This is a genomic window from Bacteroides sp. 51 (assembly GCF_010500965.1).
Lineage (GTDB): Bacteria > Bacteroidota > Bacteroidia > Bacteroidales > Bacteroidaceae > Bacteroides.
The window spans coordinates 208,130-227,974 of record NZ_QVMI01000006.1 but is presented as its reverse complement, the minus strand read 5'-3'; the positions used below and the strand labels follow the sequence as shown (position 1 = coordinate 227,974).

Annotated in this window: 14 protein-coding genes; 4 read left to right on the top strand and 10 right to left on the bottom strand. The window is 43.5% G+C overall.

Going from position 1 to position 19,845, the window contains the following annotated elements; genetic code table 11:
• The first annotated feature begins 85 nt into the window (after positions 1-85).
• On the top strand, positions 86-1,507 hold the full coding sequence (locus D0T87_RS07240; RefSeq protein ID WP_163174266.1) for an ATP-dependent RecD-like DNA helicase: 1,422 nt from the start codon (positions 86-88) through the stop codon (positions 1,505-1,507).
• A gap of 124 nt (positions 1,508-1,631) precedes the next feature.
• On the opposite strand, the gene alaS is transcribed toward D0T87_RS07240, so the two are convergent.
• Entirely contained in the window at positions 1,632-4,247 is a 2,616-nt protein-coding gene (gene alaS / locus D0T87_RS07235; protein WP_163174264.1) for an alanine--tRNA ligase, read from the bottom strand.
• A 241-nt stretch (positions 4,248-4,488) separates the two neighbouring features.
• On the opposite strand from alaS, the gene D0T87_RS07230 reads away from it, so the two are divergent.
• Together D0T87_RS07230 and D0T87_RS07225 are read left to right on the top strand one after the other, a co-directional pair.
• Positions 4,489-5,457 (top strand): M23 family metallopeptidase, encoded by a 969-nt coding sequence (locus D0T87_RS07230; RefSeq protein ID WP_163174263.1) that lies wholly within the window; start codon positions 4,489-4,491, stop codon positions 5,455-5,457.
• Positions 5,458-5,472: 15 nt separating this feature from the next.
• Positions 5,473-5,853 carry a MerR family transcriptional regulator gene (locus D0T87_RS07225; RefSeq protein WP_163174262.1) on the top strand — a complete coding sequence of 127 codons (381 nt, stop codon included), beginning with the start codon at positions 5,473-5,475 and terminating at the stop codon, positions 5,851-5,853.
• Positions 5,854-5,871: 18 nt separating this feature from the next.
• Here D0T87_RS07225 and D0T87_RS07220 read toward each other — a convergent pair whose 3' ends face one another.
• The 5 genes from D0T87_RS07220 to D0T87_RS07200 all read right to left on the bottom strand — a co-directional run bounded on the left by D0T87_RS07220 (position 5,872) and on the right by D0T87_RS07200 (position 12,044).
• Positions 5,872-8,121 (bottom strand): bifunctional (p)ppGpp synthetase/guanosine-3',5'-bis(diphosphate) 3'-pyrophosphohydrolase, encoded by a 2,250-nt coding sequence (locus D0T87_RS07220; RefSeq protein ID WP_163174261.1) that lies wholly within the window; start codon positions 8,119-8,121, stop codon positions 5,872-5,874.
• A gap of 103 nt (positions 8,122-8,224) precedes the next feature.
• Positions 8,225-9,529 (bottom strand): lytic transglycosylase domain-containing protein, encoded by a 1,305-nt coding sequence (locus tag D0T87_RS07215; protein WP_163174260.1) that lies wholly within the window; start codon positions 9,527-9,529, stop codon positions 8,225-8,227.
• Between the two features lie 15 nt (positions 9,530-9,544).
• Positions 9,545-10,384, bottom strand: coding sequence for a DUF5683 domain-containing protein (locus tag D0T87_RS07210; RefSeq protein ID WP_163174259.1), 840 nt, complete (start codon positions 10,382-10,384; stop codon positions 9,545-9,547).
• Entirely contained in the window at positions 10,381-11,271 is an 891-nt protein-coding gene (locus D0T87_RS07205; protein WP_163174257.1) for a ParB/RepB/Spo0J family partition protein, read from the bottom strand. Before D0T87_RS07205 ends, D0T87_RS07210 begins: the two co-directional genes overlap by 4 nt.
• 11 nt (positions 11,272-11,282) lie before the next feature.
• Positions 11,283-12,044, bottom strand: coding sequence for a ParA family protein (locus D0T87_RS07200; RefSeq protein WP_163174255.1), 762 nt, complete (start codon positions 12,042-12,044; stop codon positions 11,283-11,285).
• A 398-nt stretch (positions 12,045-12,442) separates the two neighbouring features.
• Here D0T87_RS07200 and D0T87_RS07195 point away from each other — a divergent pair, with 398 nt between their 5' ends.
• Positions 12,443-14,473, top strand: coding sequence for a DUF2264 domain-containing protein (locus D0T87_RS07195; RefSeq protein WP_163174253.1), 2,031 nt, complete (start codon positions 12,443-12,445; stop codon positions 14,471-14,473).
• Between the two features lie 131 nt (positions 14,474-14,604).
• On the opposite strand, the gene D0T87_RS07190 is transcribed toward D0T87_RS07195, so the two are convergent.
• From D0T87_RS07190 to D0T87_RS07175, 4 genes are all read right to left on the bottom strand, one after another.
• The gene (locus D0T87_RS07190) at positions 14,605-16,590 is read right to left on the bottom strand and encodes a glycoside hydrolase family 97 protein (RefSeq protein ID WP_163174251.1); all 1,986 of its coding nucleotides are present in this window, start codon (positions 16,588-16,590) and stop codon (positions 14,605-14,607) included.
• A gap of 151 nt (positions 16,591-16,741) precedes the next feature.
• Complete coding sequence (locus D0T87_RS07185) at positions 16,742-17,215, bottom strand: DUF4625 domain-containing protein (RefSeq protein WP_163174249.1); 474 nt, start codon at positions 17,213-17,215, stop codon at positions 16,742-16,744.
• A complete protein-coding gene (locus tag D0T87_RS07180) occupies positions 17,212-19,371 on the bottom strand; it encodes a TonB-dependent receptor (RefSeq protein WP_163174247.1) in 2,160 nt (719 codons plus the stop codon). Before D0T87_RS07180 ends, D0T87_RS07185 begins: the two co-directional genes overlap by 4 nt.
• Before the next feature lie 73 nt (positions 19,372-19,444).
• On the bottom strand, positions 19,445-19,795 hold the full coding sequence (locus D0T87_RS07175) for a hypothetical protein (protein WP_163174245.1): 351 nt from the start codon (positions 19,793-19,795) through the stop codon (positions 19,445-19,447).
• Positions 19,796-19,845: the final 50 nt, after the last annotated feature.

The window sequence follows — 19,845 nt, the reverse complement described above, 5'->3', positions numbered from 1 at the left end:
TTTTATGTTGTAAATTCGTAGCGGCAAAAATAAAATAAATAAATCTAATAAGCGAGCGTAAAGAGAACTTTTTTCTCCTACAACAATGATAAATAACTATTTAGCGCAGCAAATTAAGGAAATTTTCCCTTATGTTCCTACTTTTGAGCAGGAAAAAGCAATAAATTCTTTATCTGCATTCCTCCTGGATCGCTCAAATGATGCGGCTTTTATACTTCGCGGGTATGCAGGAACAGGTAAAACATCACTAATTGGTGCCCTGGTTAAAACAATGGATAAACTTGGGCAGAAGGTCATTCTTTTAGCTCCTACGGGACGGGCTGCAAAAGTATTTTCAACTTATGCAGATCATTCGGCATTTACGATTCATAAAAAGATATACAGACAGCGTTCTTTCTCGAACGAAACCGATAACTTTACCATAAATGACAATCTCAACACACATACGTTATTTATTGTAGACGAGGCATCAATGATTGCCAATGATGGTATTTCGGGTACCATGTTCGGAACAGGGCGTTTGCTGGACGACCTGATCCAGTTCGTTTATTCCGGAACCGGTTGCCGGTTGCTCCTTATGGGAGACACAGCCCAGCTTCCTCCCGTCGGAGAACCCGAAGGCCCAGCACTTTCTGCCGAGGCGATCAAAAGCTACGGGTTAAATGTAGAAGATATGACACTTACACAAGTTGTCCGCCAGGAAGAGAGTTCCGGAATTCTATGGAATGCCACCCAGTTAAGGCAATTAATTACATTGGATGATCCTTGCGCATCCTTACCTAAAGTGAAAGTAACAGGATTTACTGACATACAAGCCGTACCTGGTGCGGAACTGATCGACACGATAAATGATTGCTATAGTCGCGATGGAATGGAGGAGTCTATCATTATCTGCCGATCCAACAAACGGGCCAATATGTATAACAATGGCATACGAAACACTATACTGGACAGGGAGGAAGAACTTAATTCGGGTGACATACTGATGGTGGCCAAAAACAACTATTTTTGGACAGAAAGAATTAAGGAAATTGACTTCATTGCCAATGGTGATATTGCGATTGTCCGCCGGGTGAGACGTACAAAAGAATTATACGGATTCCGTTTTGCAGAGGTTCTACTCACTTTACCGGATTATGATGATTTCGAGTTGGAAGTAACTCTACTTCTGGACACATTGCATAGCGACTCTCCCGCCCTGCCCAAACAAGATAATGACCGTTTGTTTTACAGTGTACTGGAAGATTATGCAGACATATCCAATAAGCGCGACCGGATGAAGAAGATGAAGGCTGATCCTTATTATAATGCGCTACAGGTGAAGTATGCTTATGCTATCACCTGCCATAAAGCACAAGGCGGACAGTGGAAAAATGTATTCATTGATCAGGGATACATGAAGGATGAGTATCTGACTCCCGATTATTTACGCTGGCTTTATACTGCCTTCACCCGTGCTACGGGGCAACTTTATCTGGTAAATTATCCGCAAGAACAGATTCTTTGATTTGCGTTGGGCAAACTGATTTTTGCGTTGAACTTTTACCCCAAAAGTCCAACGCAAACCAACAAAAAGTCCAACGCAAAAATCAATTTGCGTTGGACTTTCTATGAAGAACCGTTGGACTTATTTATAATTTCGCCAACTCTATTACTTTATCAATCGCTGCATTCAAGCCATCGGCATTCTTGCCTCCCGCAGTAGCAAAGTGAGCCTGACCACCACCGCCACCTTGAATCAGTTTAGCAGCTTCGCGCACCAGTTGCCCTGCATTCATGCCATTAGCTACCAAGTTATCACTAACCATGACAGTCAGCAATGGCTTAGTAGCATCCACAGTACCGGCTACAAAGAAGAGGTCATCGGTTATTTCACCACGTAGTTGGAAAGCGATGTTCTTCACCGATTCGGCAGGCATAGGGCCATAATACTTAATTACTTTAATGCCATTGACTTCTTGTATATTCTTAAGCAACTTATCTTTAAGTAAAGCCTGCTTTTCTTTCATAAAGTCTTCCACCTGCTTTCTCAATCCGGCATTTTCTTCCAGATATTTACGCATAGCAACAACCAGGTCGGGTGTATTATTGAAGAGTGCACGCAAATCAGACAAGGTATCTTGTACCGCATCCATCATTTCCTCTACCTTTACACCTGTAATCGCCTCAATACGGCGAACACCTGCTGCTATGGAACTTTCGGAAATAATCTTCATCATACCGATATTACCGGTAGCTTCAACATGGGTACCTCCACAGAACTCGATTGAATCGCCAAACTGTATTACACGTACTTCATCGCCATATTTCTCGCCAAACAAAGCGATAGCGCCTAATTCCTTTGCCTGAGCGATTGGAATATTCCGGTATTCAGTCTGAGTTATGTTTGCACGTATCTTCTCATTTACCAGATGCTCTACCTTACGAATCTCTTCATCCGTCATCTTCTGAAAGTGTGAAAAGTCGAAACGCAATCCTTCTGATGTTACCAACGAGCCTTTCTGTTCTACATGCATACCCAACACTTCACGTAAAGCCTCATCCAACAAGTGAGTTGCCGAGTGATTGGCAGCAGTGGCAGCACGTTTTGCGAAATCTACCTGAGCTAGCATCATAAATTCCGGATGCAAAGGCAACTTGGTTGTTATATGTACAATCAGGTTGTTTTCTTTCTTAGTATCAAGTACGCTGATTTGTTCATCTTCAGTAATCAACCATCCGGTATCACCCACCTGACCACCACTTTCGGCATAAAACGGTGTTTGGTCCAACACGATCTGATAGAATGCTTTATTCTTTTGTTTAACTTCACGATAACGGAGAATAGATACATCAGCAGATGTATCATCGTAACCAACAAACTCTGAGTTACCTTCTTTCAGTACTACCCAGTCGCCGGTTTCAACAGCAGCAGCATTGCGGGCACGTTCTTTTTGCTTCTGCATCTCTACGTCAAATTCCTTCTGGTCAACAGTCATATTGTTCTCACGCAGAATAAGTTCCGTCAAATCGAGCGGGAAACCAAATGTATCATAAAGTGTAAATGCATCTTTACCGCTGACAACAGTCCTACCGGCTTCTTTAGCATCAGCCATAGTTTTGTCTAACAGACGGATACCCGTTTCAAGAGTATGAAGAAAAGCATCTTCCTCTTCCTTTATTACCTTTTCGATCAACGTTTTCTGTGCAACCAATTCAGGATATGCATCTCCCATACTTTCGATCAGTACAGGAATAAGTTTGTACATAAACGCCTGTTTCTGTTCCAGGAAGGTATATCCGTAACGTACAGCACGGCGAAGGATACGACGAATCACATAACCGGCTTTTGCATTAGAAGGCAATTGTCCATCGGTTATAGAGAAGGCAATGGTGCGGATATGGTCGGAAATAACACGCATAGCAATGTCTTTTTGCTCATCCTTTCCATATTCGGCACCTGTCAACTTACCGATTTCCTTGATGATAGGCTGGAAAACATCTGTGTCATAGTTGGAAATTTTACCCTGCATAGCCATACAAAGACGTTCGAATCCCATACCTGTATCAATAACTTTGGCAGGCAGACCTTCGAGTGATCCGTCAGCTTTGCGATTGTACTGCATGAATACAAGGTTCCAGATCTCAATAACCTGCGGGTGGCTTTCATTAACTAATGTCAAACCATCAACAGCAGCACGTTCAGCATCACTACGCAAGTCAATATGTATTTCGGAACATGGACCGCAAGGACCGGTATCTCCCATTTCCCAGAAGTTATCTTTTCTGTTTCCATTAACAATACAGCCAGCCGGTAAGAATTGAGCCCAAAGGCCGGCGGCTTCATTGTCACGTTCCAATCCTTCGGCGGGACTTCCTTCAAATACAGTGGCATACAAACGGTTTGGGTCCAGTTTCAATACATCAACCAGATATTCCCACGCCCATTCAATAGCCTCTTTCTTGAAGTAATCGCCAAACGACCAGTTACCCAACATTTCAAACATCGTGTGGTGGTAGGTATCGTGCCCTACTTCTTCCAGGTCATTATGTTTCCCGCTTACGCGCAAACATTTCTGAGAATCCGCAACTCTTTTATATTTGGCAGGCTGATTGCCCAGAATTATATCTTTAAACTGATTCATCCCCGCATTGGTAAACATCAGGGTTGGATCATCCTTTATCACCATTGGAGCCGAAGGTACTATTTTGTGTTCCTTTGACTCAAAGAAACCCTTAAACGATTCTCTAATCTCTTTTGCAGTCATATTGTGTCATTAATTATAAGTTTCAAGTACATGCTTCAGATGTTAAAGTCTCAAATTAAAGTATTCAGATTACAGGTTCGTACAACGTTTTCTCCATTATCCAACTAAGTGAGCAGAAGGCCGCTTTTCACTTAAAAACTTATAACTTAAAACTTAAACAGCTTAAAACTTTTCAAAAGTTGCGCAAAGATAGCTTGTTTTTATTACTTTTGCCCTATGATTATGCCAATTTTCTTCACTTATGCGTAAAGTCTATTATATCTATAATCCTCAGACACAGACCTACGACAGGATATATCCCACGATCCGGCAACGTGTGATGAGCTATCTCCGTCGCCTCTTTATTGGTATGGGGTTAGGCGCAGGGTGTTTCATCATTCTATTGATCATATTCGGCTCTCCCTCCGAGAAAGAACTCCGCAAGGAAAACAGCCAGTTGCTGGCACAATATAATGTATTGTCGCGCCGTCTGGACGAATCTTTAGGAGTCCTTCAGGATATTCAACAACGTGATGATAACCTATACAGGGTAATCTTCCAGGCTGAACCTATTTCAACTGCTATACGTAAAGCCGGATATGGAGGAACAAATCGTTACGCCCAATTGATGAACCTGGCTAATGCCGACCTGGTAATCAGCAATACACAGAAACTAGACTTACTTGATAAGCAATTATATATTCAATCCCGATCATTCGATGATGTAATTGAACTGTGCAAAAGCCGGGAAGAAATGTTAAGATGTATCCCAGCCATTCAGCCGGTATCAAATAAGAATCTACGCCAAACAGCTTCCGGATATGGAGTACGTATTGACCCGATCTATAAAACACAGAAATTCCATGCCGGAATGGACTTCTCTGCTCCTACCGGAACGGATGTTTATACCACCGGAGATGGCGTGGTTGTTAAAGCCGGATGGGAAACCGGATACGGAAACACAATCCGTATAGATCACGGATTTGGCTATGTCACCGTTTACGCTCACCTACATAAAATACATACTCAACCAGGTAAGAAAGTTATGCGTGGCGAAGTGATAGGGGCAGTAGGTAATACCGGAAAAAGTACAGGACCTCACCTACATTATGAGGTTCATGTAAAAGGCCAGCACGTTAATCCGATCAACTATTACTTTATGGATTTGAGTGCTGAAGATTATGATGAAATGATTCACATTGCCGCTAACCACGGTAAAGTATTTGACTAATGGAGGAGGAATATTATGGCTTATAATCCGAACAAGAATTTCAAATTATACTACTCCATCGGTGAAGTAGCCCAGATGTTTGATGTTAAAGAGTCTCTCTTGAGATTCTGGGAGAAGGAGTTTCCACAAATTGCACCAAAGAAAGCAGGTCGCGGCATCCGTCAATACCGGAAAGAAGATGTGGAAGCCATTAAACTCATTTACCATCTGGTCAAAGAAAAAGGAATGACCTTATCGGGAGCACGTCAACGGCTTATGGATAACAAAGAAGGTACCACCCGCAATTTTGAAGTAGTCACCCGGCTAAAAGAAATCAGAGAGGAACTCCTTGCCATCAGGAAAGAGTTGGATCGCGCTCCTACCAGCAAAGAGCTCACGCAAGACTTTTTTGACTAAGCAGCATCTTGCCGCCTGTTACTCTTCGACGCGGTTTACAGTTTTTACATTAGGAATCTTCAGCAACTTAGTGATCACTCGTTTCACATCATCTACATCATGAACATATAACTGTATCTTTCCTTCGAAGATCCCATCATTGGTTTCAACATTCAGTTTACGGATATTTACGTTCAATTGACGGGAAATCACTTGTGTTACGTCGTTCATTATTCCCACACTATCAATTCCACGGATATATAAGTTTACCAGGAAGGATAATGAAGATTTATGAGTATCCCATTTGGTAGCGATAATCCGGTTTCCATAGCTGGTTTTCAGTTTTACAGCTACCGGACATTGACGTTTATGAATAATAACTTTCTCATCTTCATCCATATACCCCAACACATCATCACCAGGAATCGGCGAACAGCAAGTGGCTATAATATAGTTTTTTTGTATAGCATCCTCTGTAATCTTAAGTACTTTCTTAGGATTTATCTTTTCTTTAGCTGCTGTTTCCTGGGGTTCATCTGTTTTAGCACTTTTGGTATTGCCAAATGAGAAGGTAAGGAACTTCTTCCAGTTTGAATTCTGCTTTCCTTTTATTGCATTCTTATCCTCATCACCCAATGTAATTGCACCCTTACCTACTTCTGCCAGAAGCTCCTCTTTGGTACGAATATTATGTAAACTCAGAAGTCTATCATAATTAACTGATTCCGGACGTATATCTTCTTTAAGAAGAAATTCATTCAAGGTAGTTTCGCCTTTCTTCTGGGCTGATTTTTGCTCTTTCTTCAGAATCGCAGATATCTTTGCCCGTGCTTTAGCGGTGGTAGCAAACACTAACCACTGCGGTTGAACACGTTGGGATTTTGATGTTAAAATTTCCACCTGATCACCACTTTGCAACTTATGGCTTAATGGGACTAATTTATGATTTACCTTAGCGCCAATACAATGACTTCCAATATCCGTATGCAATGAAAAAGCGAAATCCAATGCCGTAGCATGTTGTGGCATTGTTTTAATCTCTCCTTTCGGAGTAAACACAAATATCTCAGATGCAAACAGGTTTAGTTTGATTGTATCCAGGAAGTCAATGGCATCAGGTTGCGGATCATCAAGAATTTCTTTAATTGTACGGAGCCATTTTTCCAACTCACCTTCATCTTCGCCACCGCCACCTTCTTTGTATTTCCAATGTGCTGCGAACCCTTGTTCGGCTACATCATTCATCCGGTTACTACGAATCTGTACCTCAATCCACTGACCGTTAGGCCCCATCAGAGTTACATGCAGAGCCTGATATCCATTTGCTTTCGGATGGCTTACCCAGTCGCGCAGGCGATCGGGATGGGGTTTATAGAGTTTGGATATGGAAACATAGATGTCAAAACAATCATTGAGTTCTTCATCCGCATTACGTGGTTCGAAGATTATACGTACAGCCAACAAGTCATATATTTCATCAAAAGGAACATGCTTGGTCTGCATCTTATTCCAAATAGAATATATGGATTTAATACGTGCCAGAAGACGATATTTCAACCCCATTTTATCTAACTGAACACGAATAGGAGCGGTAAATTGTTGAAAGACTTCATCACGTTCTGCCGCTGTTGCCTGCAACTTTTTCTCTATCTGCTCATATTCCTCCGGATGTTCGTATTTAAAGCTGAGGTTCTCAAGTTCCGTCTTTATTTTATGCAAGCCGAGGCGATTCGCCAAAGGAGCATAAATATAAAGGGTTTCGCCTGCAATTTTTAATTGCTTTGCCGGGAGAAGAGAACCTAATGTTCTCATATTATGTAAACGATCGGCAATCTTAATCAAGATTACACGGATATCACTCGACATGGTAAGCAGAAGCTTCTTGAAGTTCTCTGCTTGTGCAGAAGCCTTATCGCCAAAGATACCACCCGATATTTTAGTCAGTCCATCAACGATTTGTGCAATCTTAGGGCCAAACAGGTTTTCAATATCTTCCACAGTGTAGTCCGTATCCTCTACTACATCATGCAGTAAAGCCGAACAAATAGAAGTAGAGCCTAACCCTATCTCATTGCACACAATCTTGGCTACTGCCAACGGATGCATAATATACGGCTCACCAGACCGGCGTTTGATTCCTTTATGTGCCTGATTGGCAAAGTTGAACGCCTTTGTAATGATCTCGACCCGTTTTCTATGTTTTGTTGCCAGATAGTCGTTCAAAAGTTCCTGAAAGGTTTGGTCAATCAGTTCCTCATCCGACATATCTTTATGATTCGTTTCTTTCATAATTATTTCTTAGGAGTCAGAAACTAGAAGTTAGTAGTAAGGTTTTATCTTTACCCATGCGGCATTGTATCTTACCTTACTACTAACTTCTAGCTTCTGACTCCTATTTATAAATTTTCAGACTCTTACCTGCAGTAATATTATTATTTCTCAGGTTATTCCACTTTTTAATATCGTTCACTTTCACCCGATACTTCCCTGCAATCGTAGATAAAGACTCACCGCTTCTAATCTTATGATAAACAAGCTTGCCCGATCCGACACTAGCGGTTCCTTTTCTGGAAGCAGTAGATGTCTCATTCTTGATTTCCACTTGCTTACGGTTAGTGAAAAGAGTTTCAGCACGATAGGCATAAATCGAATCTTGATTTTCGATAAACGTACAGATCTGATTCAGTGGCAAACGCAGGGTATAAGGTTTAATATCTCCTGGGATTACATTCTTCTTATATTGTGGGTTCAAGCTTTTGATTTGCTCAATATCAATATTACAAAGGGCAGCTATTTGATCAAAATGCAGGTTACGGGTAATTTGAAGTGTATCCGTATCGGCTGGGATACGGGTTTCCATCGGACAGATATTATGGTCACAATAATATCTCATCACATAGTTGGCTGCGATAAACGAAGGAACATAGCCACGGGTTTCCCTGGGCAGATAGTGATAGATTGCCCAATAATCTTTTTCACCATTCGCACGGCGGATGGCTTTGTTTACATTACCCGGTCCACAGTTATATGCTGCAATAACCAGGTTCCAATCGCCATATATACTATATAGTTCTTTCAGATATCTGGCTGCCGCCCAAGTTGCTTTGATCGGATCACGTCTTTCGTCGACCAGACTATTTGATTCTAATCCGTATATTTTACCTGTTCCGATCATAAATTGCCAAAGCCCGGATGCTCCTGCACGGGATACAGCAGAAGGATTCAAAGCCGATTCAATGATAGGAAGATATTTCAGTTCAATAGGAAGGCCATAAGCATCAAGTGCTTCTTCGAAAATAGGAATGTAGAAGTTAGATGCGCTTAACATAAAGGAAACCTGGTTGCGCAAGCGTCCTGTATACAGGTCGATAAAACGACGCACAACTTCGTTGTATGGCATTTCCATTACTGCCGGAATGCGGGATAAGCGATCCATAACTACGGCGTCACTAAATGTAGGGTTTACTTCGGATGTGCTGCAATCGTCACTATTATAGCGCACAACATAATTGCGTGCTTTCCAATCACTCAACAAACTATCCATCGGATAGGTAAGGCTTGTTGGTATATCTATAACTTCATGACGTTCTTTTCCATCTTCATAATAAGTAACTTCTACTGTTTGTGCTTTTGCCTGTGTAAAAGCAATCAGAGAGAATAAAAATACAATCAGGCCGTGTTTCCTTAGGTTGTTCATATAATCTGTTGTTTTTTAAAAGGTAAAACTGCACTGTAGCCCTACAGCATTATTTTTACTGCCAAAGATATTACTACGCTGGTTGTTTAAAACAGTAGGTTCTACACGCATACTCAAATCCGGAGTAATATCAAAGTTTGATAATTCCGCATCCACATAAGCATCAATTATAGACAAGAGATAAACTCCGATAAACGCAAAAACACTAATATCACGATAACGACGATAATAGTCCTTATTTCTTTTCAGGAGAGACTCCAGGTTATTTATTCTCTCTGGATTTCTAACAATATCTAAAAAGCTATTGGTATTAGGGTCATCGTCCATGTAATCTATATAAGCTTTCGAATAATCTTTAAACATTTTATTATTCCAGGACAATGCATAGGCACAACCGGCAAACCCTCCATACACAATGGGAAGTTTCCAGTATTTACGGTTATATATTTGGCCGGCACCGGGAAAAACCACTGCAAGCCATGTAGCTTTAACAGGATTAGGCACCCAAACCTTTTTGGGAATCTCAGGAGCTGCAACTATACTATCGGCAGACAGCAGGGTTATCTGCGGGTTGGTAATGGAGTCCAACCTGGCCATATTCTCTCTATTAATCAGAGCAACACTATCTGCTACGAGCGAGTCGGGTACATGGTGGACTGGAATTTCCATCAATAAAGAATCCAGCGAGGTTGTATCTATAGAATCTGCCGGAACAGGAACCATAACTTTTGCCGGAATAGTATCTACTATGAGCGAATCGATTGGGTTCTGAGCATACATATCAATCCCTGCCACCTGTAAAAAACAGAGAAGCAGGGCAATATACAGTTTATATGTCTGTTTCAATTTTATCATTTATTCTTAAGCGAATCAAATATCTCCATGATCCGTTCCAGTTCTTCCTCGTTATTAAATGGAATGCTTATCTTTCCTTTTCCTTTATCGGAACAGGTTAACTGTACCTTTGTACTAAAGAACCCGGATAGATGTTGTTTCAACATATCGAATTCTTCGGGTAACTTAGATTTCTTCGGGGCGATTTTCTTTCCGCCGCTTTTTACCGCTTCGCCCTCTCCAAGAGACTTTACGATTTCCTCCACTTTACGTACGGAATATCCATGTTGCTGAATTTCCTCAAACACTTTCACCTGAAGTTTCGGATCGCCTAAAGAGATCAGTGCCCGGGCATGCCCCATGTCGATTTCTTTATTTTGAAGTGCCATCTGTATAGGTGCAGGAAGTTTAAGTAAGCGCAGATAGTTAGCGATTGTAGTACGCTTCTTACCTATACGTTCGCTCAGACGTTCCTGAGTCAGGTTATATTGTTCGATAAGCTGCTGATAGGCCAATGCGATTTCGACAGAGTTAAGGTCTTCGCGTTGGATATTCTCAATCAGCGCCATTTCCATTACATTCTCATCGTCAGCAGTACGGATGTAAGCTGGTATATGCGTTTTACCCGCTCTGATCGACGCACGGTAACGGCGTTCACCAGCTATAATCTGATATTCATCGTCCGAAAGCTTGCGTAGGGTGATCGGTTGGATAATGCCGATCTCAGTTATAGAGTCCGAAAGCTCCTGTAAAGCTGTTTCGTCAAACTCACGACGTGGCTGGTTGGGGTTAACGGATATTTTCGATAGTTCGATTTCATTAATAGAAGAAGAACCTTCTGTCTTTACATCGTCCATCGAAAGTAGAGCGTCAAGTCCTCTACCCAATGCATTTCTACGTTGTGCCATATATCTTTTAGTTATTGTCTTTGAATTAATTCTTTAGCAAGCGCCAGGTAATTTTTAGAACCGGCAGAATCTGCATCATACAGAATCGTAGGAATACCATAACTTGGTGCTTCACTGAGCTTTACATTACGTTGAATTACGGTCTGGAATACGAGTTCCTGGAAATGCTTCTTTACCTCATCATAAATCTGGTTGGCCTGGCGAAGACGGGAATCGTACATCGTCAGCAAGAACCCTTCAATTTCCAGTTTCGGATTCAACTTGGATTTAATGATCTTAATGGTATTCAATAGTTTACTAATTCCTTCAAGGGCAAAATATTCTGCCTGTACGGGAATGATCACCGAATCGGCTGCTGTCAGGGCATTTACTGTAATTAAGCCTAATGAAGGCGAGCAGTCGATCAGGATATAATCGTATTCGTTTTTCAACGGTTCAAGCACTTTCTTCAAAATAGTCTCACGGTTTGGCAGGTTGAGCATTTCAATTTCGGCTCCTACCAGGTTGATGTGAGATGAGATGATCTTCAGAGATTCGATCTCTGTGTCATGGATGGCGTTCTTTACGTCTGCTCCGTCTATGATACATTCATAGATTGTGCAGTCGGCTTGTTTAATGTCTACTCCCAGTCCGGAAGAGGCATTAGCTTGAGGGTCTGCATCTACTACCAGCACTTTCTTCTCCATTGTGGCAAGTGATGCAGCCAGATTGATTGTAGTCGTCGTTTTTCCTACGCCACCTTTCTGATTGGCTAAAGCAATAATCTTTCCCATATTATTATGTGTCTATTAATTTTGCGACGAAATAAGTGATAAATCCTCAGAGCACCTACAAAAATGGGAATTCTTAACGAAATCTGTTGATAAGTCTCTCATTTTGTTAATAACTACCAATCATCTTCTCTGTTAGTCATTTTAGTTCGCCCTCGCTGCAAAGCGTGCAAATATACTGAATTCCAATGAATATTTCTTTCTTTTTTCAGGTCACTTGCGGAAGATTAAGATTTATAAACGTCCTGTTCATGGTTTAATGCGTCTGTATTGAATGATAAGCCCACCCATTTTGAACTATAATCAGACACAGATTTGCTCTAAACGGGTTATTTTTGCAGCGAGGGGGTGAGGCACCCCGGCCGGATGGCGCAAGCGCCCATATATCTAAAAAGCAAATTATGATAAACCGAAAAGTTAATGGAAGTATCGCTATTGCAATTATCTTCTTTTCCATTCTCCTGCAAGCGTGTACGGGAAAGAGCATAACCGAATCTAATACGAATGTATTTGTAGTGAACAATCCGAATCACGAGGTAAGTCCGCTGACAGGAATGACACGCCGGCATTGGATGGATGCGGCTACATATCTGCTGGACGGTGCATTTAGTTATATTGACTCTCTGGATTCTCCGATGAAGTTTCCGAAGCAGTTGGATAAGGTGTATCCTAAGAATGACGGGCAAATACCTACCGAGAAGCTGGAAGGGCTTTGCCGTACCTTATTTGTGGCTGCACCGCTTTTAAGAGAGAACCCCGATCTGGAATTGAATGGAATTAAAGTTGCCGATTATTATCGTCATCAGATATTGAATTTGATCAATCCTGAGAGTCCGGGTTTTATTAAACATCGTCCGGAGAATGGCGGACCCAGCCAGAACCTGGTTGAGTTTGGCGCATTGGCTATTTCATTATCTATTATACCCGAAGTGATCTGGGAGCCTTTTACACAAGAACAGAAAGATGCGTTGGCTGCAACGATGATTAGTTACGGCGATGGGCCAACAGTTGATTCAAACTGGAAGTTCTTTAATATTTTCGTCCTGAGTTTCTTTAAGGATCAGGGGTATACGATAAATGAAGAATTGCTTATTAAATATGTAACAGAAGCATTGGCTTTCTATCGCGGACAAGGATGGTATAACGATAGCCCGGCTTATGATTATTACAGTATGTGGGCATTCCAGATGTATGGCCCGGTGTGGGCGCAACTCTATGGAAATAAGTATTACCCGGAATATGCCAGGCAGTTTATGAGTAACTTACGCGATCTGGCAGATAATTATCCGTATATGTTTAACAAGGAAGGACAGATGAACATGTGGGGACGGAGCATTTGCTACCGTTTCGGATCGGTAGTACCCTTCGCGATGTTGGGCTTTCTTGAAGATTCAAGCATAAATTATGGTTGGATGCGCCGGATAGCATCAAGTACGATGCTACAGTTCCTTAAGAATCCGGATTTCTTAGAAGATAATGTGCCTTCGTTAGGCTTTTATGGTCCATTTGCTCCTGCTGTACAGATTTATAGTTGCCGGGGAAGTGTCTATTGGGCGGGTAAGGTATTTATGGCACTACTTTTACCGGAGGATAATGTATTCTGGACGGCAAAAGAGAATAATGGCGCCTGGGAGGAAGAGTTAAAACCGGGAAACGTTTATAATAAGTTTCAGGAGGGTTCCAACCTGCTGATTACGGATTATCCGAATTGTGGCGGAGCAGAAATGCGTTCGTGGTGCCATGAAACGGTTGCAGGAGATTGGCAGTTGTTCCGCAGTACGGAGAATTATAATAAGTTGGCTTATCATACGGAGTTTCCCTGGATGGCGGATGGACAAAATGGCGAGATTTCCATGAATTATGGGGTATTGAATGGGAAGAAGGAATGGGAGGTGCTTCGACTTTATACATTCAGGAGTTTTGAGGATGGAGTATATCGCCGGGATGCTGTACTGGAAACGAATACGGAAATTACCTTTAAGTTGGCTGATATCCCTTTGCCTAGCGGTGTTCTGCGGGTAGACAAAATGATTACTCCGGTAGAGACTGATGTACGCTTAGGCCATTATTCGCTTCCACAGGTTAATGATATGATTACTGAAACTAATATAAAAGTGAATGGAACAGAGGCCAGGATTATAAATAATGGTGCATATCAATTGGCGATGATTCCATTACAGGGCTGGGGAGGCATGGAAACTGTACGTCCAGCAGGGTTGCACCCGGTTAGTGATATTTGTGCCGTAACTATGGCGACGGATAGGATTCCTGTGGGTGAAAGGGTGTATGTCACTTTACAACTTTGGAAGAAAGGGAATGAAGTGTTTACGGCAGAAGAGCTGAATCCGGTAAAATCGGTGGAGGTAATTGAGAATGGAGATGTCGTAGAAGTGGTGTTACAGGACGGGGAAAAGAAAAGGGTAGTGTTTTAAAGAAGAAACACCACATGATGTAGGGGCAGGCCTTGTGTCTGCCCTTGACGCTGAATAGTGAAACATTAATGATACACCTGCGGCGTGAGGACAGACACAAGGTCTGCCCCTACAACATGTGGATCTAAAGTTTATTTCAAACTAATCACAAACCCGCCACCTTTAGCCATATCTACTTGAAGTTTTGTGGCACTTGTCACTGTTATATCCTCACAGATGTATTGTGTAGGTTCCTCACTGGATTGAGGAGCATCCTTTATTATTGTAGCCTGATACTCCACTCCCGGCGATAGAAAGTCAAAATCTACTTCGATTGTTCTTGCATCCCAGTTGGTCATTCCGCCTACATACCATTTATCTCCTTTCCGTTTTGCCATTAGGGCATATTCACCGACTTTGGCATCAAGGGCTTTGGTATCATCGAAGGTAACGGGTACTTCCGACAGGAATTTCATAATATCGGGATACTTGCGGTACTCCATCGGAGAGTCGCAAAGCATGGCGAAGTATTGGTCATAGATGACATACATGGCCAGTTCATGGCAACGGGTTCCCTGGGTTGAGGGCAATCCCGGATCGACGGGTTTAAACGCTTCCTGGGTAGCATTGCGCATGGAACCTGGTGTGTAGTCGAGTGCCCCACCCAACATCCGGGTAAATGGGAAGATTAAATGATGTTTAGGATTAGCCGTAAAGTCCCACTTCGAGCACTCGGCGCCACGCACAGCTTCATAGTTAAGTATATTGGGATAAGCACGCTGCATACCTGTGGGTTTGCTACAGCCATGGAAGTTGATCATTAATTCGTATTTTGCTGCCTTTTCGGCAATCATTTCGTACCAATCCATGGTGAGTTGATCGTCGCGGTCAAAGAAGTCGACTTTTAGTCCCACGGCTCCCCATTCATGTATCATATTCATGTATTTATCCACTGTTTCTTCGGTCAGCGCCATAGCGACACACCAAAGGAATACATCTACGTTTTTGGACTTCCCGTAACGGATAATTTCTTGTACATCGACTTTAGGGTTTATTTTAGACAGATCGAAGATGTCCGACCATCCGGCATCAATCATCAGGTATTCCATTTGGGTTTCGGCGGCAAAATCGATATAGAATTTGTATAGGGCGGTATTGCGATTGCCCATACCGGAAGGGATATTTGCCCCGGGCAGCATGGCATCGTGCCACCACTCCCAAACGGCTTTGCCGGGTTTGATCCATGAGGTATTTTGAATGCGTTGCGGTTCGGAGAGTTTGTAGATGATCTCGTTGGTCAGGAGGGTTTTATCATCATCGGTAAGGATGAATACGCGCCAGGGGTAGTTCCGTTTGCCTTCGGTTTTGGCGATATAGTCCCGGGTGCGTTGAACAACGGAAACAAATCCCCAGCTACCCAGGGCTGTACTGTCGGGGTATTGTGCGTAGGCGCTATGGAATCCGGCATCGCCTTTAACCAGATACATGCCGGGATAACTGAGTACATCGGCCTCGGCCACAACCAGCTTTGTGTTATCGGGATAGGAGAAAAGTACAGGGGTAATGGCTTTTTTGTCTTTGTCAATAGCGGATACGGTTTCGTATTCGGCATAGGCCAACTCCCATGATGTCCAGTTGTTGGTTTCGGGGTATTGTGCGGCGGGATTGCCGGTTAGGTTTACTTGCATCAGTTCATTTTCAACGATGACTTCGCCTTCCAGATCGGTTACAAAGCGATAGGCTAAGCCTTCGTTGTATGCTCTAAGGATTAAAGAGTAGCCGTCCTCAAAGGTGAGGATAGTTTCGTTGTAGTGATCTTGCAGGGTAGCGAACTTACCATACAATGGGGTGATGGTTTCATTGACGGTGTTCTTTTGTATCTTCTTTATTTTAGGGGATACGCCTAGGGTTTGTCCGGTAAGGTTCATACAAATAAAAGAGGGCTGCACTATTTCTTTTCCTTTGTAGGAAACACTGTACAGCAAGGAGTCTTGCAGTTGTACCGTCATTTGTAGTTGAGAGTCGGGAGAGGTGATTTGTACTTCGCGTTCCGCAGGATTACAAGATGTTAGAAAAACAAGGCATAGGCTAAAGGCGCCTATCAGGAGTTTTGAGAAGTAAGACATTGGAGTTAACATGATATTTTATTTGGAGTTAGTTAGTGCTACAAAAGTAGGCTAACATCCGGTTATAAAAGATAGATAAAACAACCGAAAGCATGTAAAATATCACTGGCAGGCGGCAAGGTGCCGCTGCCAGGTTTCTATGCAGATCAATAGAGAATGTTACCTATTCTTCATGCTCATGTCCCTCACCATCATGGCTTAATACAATATTGCGGGCTACGTACGATTCATTTCCTGCCAGGTCCGTGCAGTACACCATCAGGTGGTAATTTCCGGGAGTTGCTCCTTCGGGGATTTCGATTTCGTGCTGATGGATCTTAGCGTTCTTCTGATCGGCTACGCTCCAGGATTTCTGGAATTGGAAGGGTGTAGTACCGTCTTCTGCCCGGGTATGTTCATGACCATCAAAGTTGTTGTGTATCTCTACTTTATAGGATGATAGCATTTCATCATCTGATAGTTCCATGTCCAGGCAAATGGTGCTTCCGATGAGCAGCTTTGCACTTTCGGCGGGTTTATTGAGTTGGATTACGGGTGGAGTTGTATCGCCATCATCATCGCTACAAGCTGTAAAAACGGATAGGATGGTTATTAAACTTAGGACAAATAAGAACTGAATATTGCTTTTTGTTTTCATTTTAATGGAGTATTAAAGGGTATTTTTATTAATAATTGTATGTTCCGGCCGGGTTCCGGGATTTCGACTTTCCGGTAGAAACTTAGGTGATTATAGTATTTGGTATCGAATAAATTGCGCAAAGAGAGGGTGATATCTACGTTCAACCCACCTAGGGGCAGGTTGAGGCTGCCGCCTAAGTTAACAAGGTTAGCACCGTCAGTAACACTTTCATTCTTAGCCACTCTTGTTTGTTTGGCGATGCTTTGCAATTCGGCAAATACCTGCGACTTCTTTCCTTTCCACGTTAATGTATTGCGCATGGATGCCGGAGGCGAAAAGGCTAACGGCGTACTTTCGTCCTGGTTGTGGGTATAGACATATTCGCCCATAAACGCATAGTTGAAATGGTTAAGGAAATCGACATCAAATGAGAGTTCGGCTCCCGCGAAGATGGCCTCGGCTCCGGTGTACCGGTAGATTTGTCCGGCATGTGGAAGTACGGACCACTCTCCGGTTGGTTTTAGGTAGATGTAGTTATTGAACCAACTAAAGAAGGTGGTGGCGGATAGGGAGAAGCCTTTTGTATCATATATATAGGATGCATCCAACTGCCAACCGCGCTCGGAGGAGAGCGATGGGTCGCCCTGTTCGTGCCGGAAGGTTCCATGATGTACACCGTTGGCAGCCAGTTCGTTGGCTCCGGGCAGGCGGAAACTGTGCCCGATGTTGGCTTTCACCCAATGAGCACCTGCGGGATTCCACGATATGCCCAGCGAACCGGAAAAGTCGCCAAAGTCACGATCTACGGGATAGCTTCGCCATTTATACTGCTGGATCAGTTCATCATCGTATCCCATACCTTGCAGATAGGTTTCGAGGTAAGGGTCGGTATACGCCGAGATGTCGACCGAGCCCAGATCGTAACGCAGTCCGCCACTAACGGATAGTTGCGGGGACGGACGCCAGGTGGACAGGGCAAAGAAGCCGGTGGTGAACCTGTCGTAACGGGGCAGCAGGAAAGAATAGCCCGCTATACGGTTTTGTTGGAACTGCATGTCCCATCCGGCGGTATGCTCCCAGGTGGTGGAGGGAATGAACCTCAGTTTCATGGAAGAGCTGAAGGTGTTTAATGCGAAATCAAGTTCCTCATCGGGGTTGTGCTCCGGCGGGGATTGCGTGCCGTAATGGGTATGGAATTTGCTCCATTCTTCGCGGTGGTTATTCTGGTAGCCCAGGTCCCAGGAGCCAATGAGGTTGTGCCAGGAGTATTGTTGCCTGGTGGTTACCTTCAAATGGTTCACTTTGCTGTAAGGGAATTCTACGTTCCGGTGGTCGCCATCGTCCTGCACGCGCGAGATATCGGGAATGCCGTGTGCTCCCGGGAAGAATCCGGTCTTCTGGTATGCGTTACTGATGGCATAGTTGGAGTAGTATTTCCCCTTCCGGTACTCGGTGTAGAGGCTGACGTTCCTCTCCCACCCGGCGGTGTTCTTTAGTCGCCGGCCGTATACGGGTATGCGTTGGGTAAGATAAACGATGGTATCCGCCGGGATGCGGTAATCTCCGAAGTGTTGCTCGGAGTAGCGCACCTTTGTGTACCAGTTGTCTTTCTTTATGCCTAGCATAAGCGAGGCGCCCAGGCTATTGTTTACGGTTTTGCCCAACAGGGAGACTTCGCCAAAGAACTGGTTCCCGGCGGGTGCGGGTGGAGAGGTGATTTCGATCACTCCGCCCATCGCATCGCTCCCGTAAAGGAGGGATGAGGGACCTTTGCGAACGGTGACACGTTCGATGTTAAAGGCGTCTATTTCGAGTCCATGGTCGCTTCCCCATTGCTGTCCCTCTTGTTTGATTCCGTTTTCGGTGACAGCAATACGGTTGAAGCCCATGCCCCGGATCATCGGTTTGGAGAATCCGGAACCGATATCCATAGAACGCACTCCGGGAATATACTCTAGGGCTTGTATGAGATTGCCAGTGAAATGTTCGGTGAGGAAGTCTTTCTCGGCGACTTCGACCGACAGGACGGAGTTACGGTTACTCGCTTTTTTATACGAATCGGCGGTAACCGTCACACTTTCCAGCGTAACCGTCCGGATGGAATCGGCTTGCTGGCCTGCAACGGGCAATACAAATACAAACAAGAGCATAACCGGAAGTATTCGGGTATGCATGTTGATAGTTGTTTAAAGATAAATAAGATGGTGGTACTTATGCCACCCGCATGGAACCAACGGTCAGCGCCAGCTAAACCCGGGAGTGGCACCTTGCCACCGGGGGTGCCCGTAGGTGATGGGAAGAGGTTGCCATAGCATACCCCTTTTCCTGGTACAGGATATAATCAGGATGATAATAAATGGTTGGTGAAGTATCGAGAGATAGCTTCTCGGTTTCTATAAATGTGGAAAAGGTGAAGTGGCAAAGGAAACAAGTGTTACAGTCATGACCGGGAGCATGGTGATGGTTTTCGGAATGTGAACAAGTCTCGCCCAACCCCTCACTTTCATAGATGTGAATGGTTTTGGCTACGTACGGAATGGCAAACACCACCGACAGTAACCAGGCAAGCGTAATTCTATGTATCCGGTTTCTTTTCACACTAACTTTGCACTAAAGTCCGGCACAAAGGTAAGCGTTTAGTCTGTAAA

What these genes read in the sequence shown, in the direction of transcription:
- D0T87_RS07220 (WP_163174261.1), bottom strand. Translation starts at nt 8,121, where the DNA reads ATGAAAGAAACGAATCATAAAGATATGTCGGATGAGGAACTGATTGAC.
- D0T87_RS07180 (WP_163174247.1), bottom strand. Translation starts at nt 19,371, where the DNA reads ATGCATACCCGAATACTTCCGGTTATGCTCTTGTTTGTATTTGTATTG.
- D0T87_RS07185 (WP_163174249.1), bottom strand. Translation starts at nt 17,215, where the DNA reads ATGAAAACAAAAAGCAATATTCAGTTCTTATTTGTCCTAAGTTTAATA.
- alaS (WP_163174264.1), bottom strand. Translation starts at nt 4,247, where the DNA reads ATGACTGCAAAAGAGATTAGAGAATCGTTTAAGGGTTTCTTTGAGTCA.
- D0T87_RS07190 (WP_163174251.1), bottom strand. Translation starts at nt 16,590, where the DNA reads ATGTTAACTCCAATGTCTTACTTCTCAAAACTCCTGATAGGCGCCTTT.
- D0T87_RS07225 (WP_163174262.1), top strand. Translation starts at nt 5,473, where the DNA reads ATGGCTTATAATCCGAACAAGAATTTCAAATTATACTACTCCATCGGT.
- D0T87_RS07215 (WP_163174260.1), bottom strand. Translation starts at nt 9,529, where the DNA reads ATGAACAACCTAAGGAAACACGGCCTGATTGTATTTTTATTCTCTCTG.
- D0T87_RS07240 (WP_163174266.1), top strand. Translation starts at nt 86, where the DNA reads ATGATAAATAACTATTTAGCGCAGCAAATTAAGGAAATTTTCCCTTAT.
- D0T87_RS07210 (WP_163174259.1), bottom strand. Translation starts at nt 10,384, where the DNA reads ATGATAAAATTGAAACAGACATATAAACTGTATATTGCCCTGCTTCTC.
- D0T87_RS07205 (WP_163174257.1), bottom strand. Translation starts at nt 11,271, where the DNA reads ATGGCACAACGTAGAAATGCATTGGGTAGAGGACTTGACGCTCTACTT.
- D0T87_RS07195 (WP_163174253.1), top strand. Translation starts at nt 12,443, where the DNA reads ATGATAAACCGAAAAGTTAATGGAAGTATCGCTATTGCAATTATCTTC.
- D0T87_RS07200 (WP_163174255.1), bottom strand. Translation starts at nt 12,044, where the DNA reads ATGGGAAAGATTATTGCTTTAGCCAATCAGAAAGGTGGCGTAGGAAAA.
- D0T87_RS07230 (WP_163174263.1), top strand. Translation starts at nt 4,489, where the DNA reads ATGCGTAAAGTCTATTATATCTATAATCCTCAGACACAGACCTACGAC.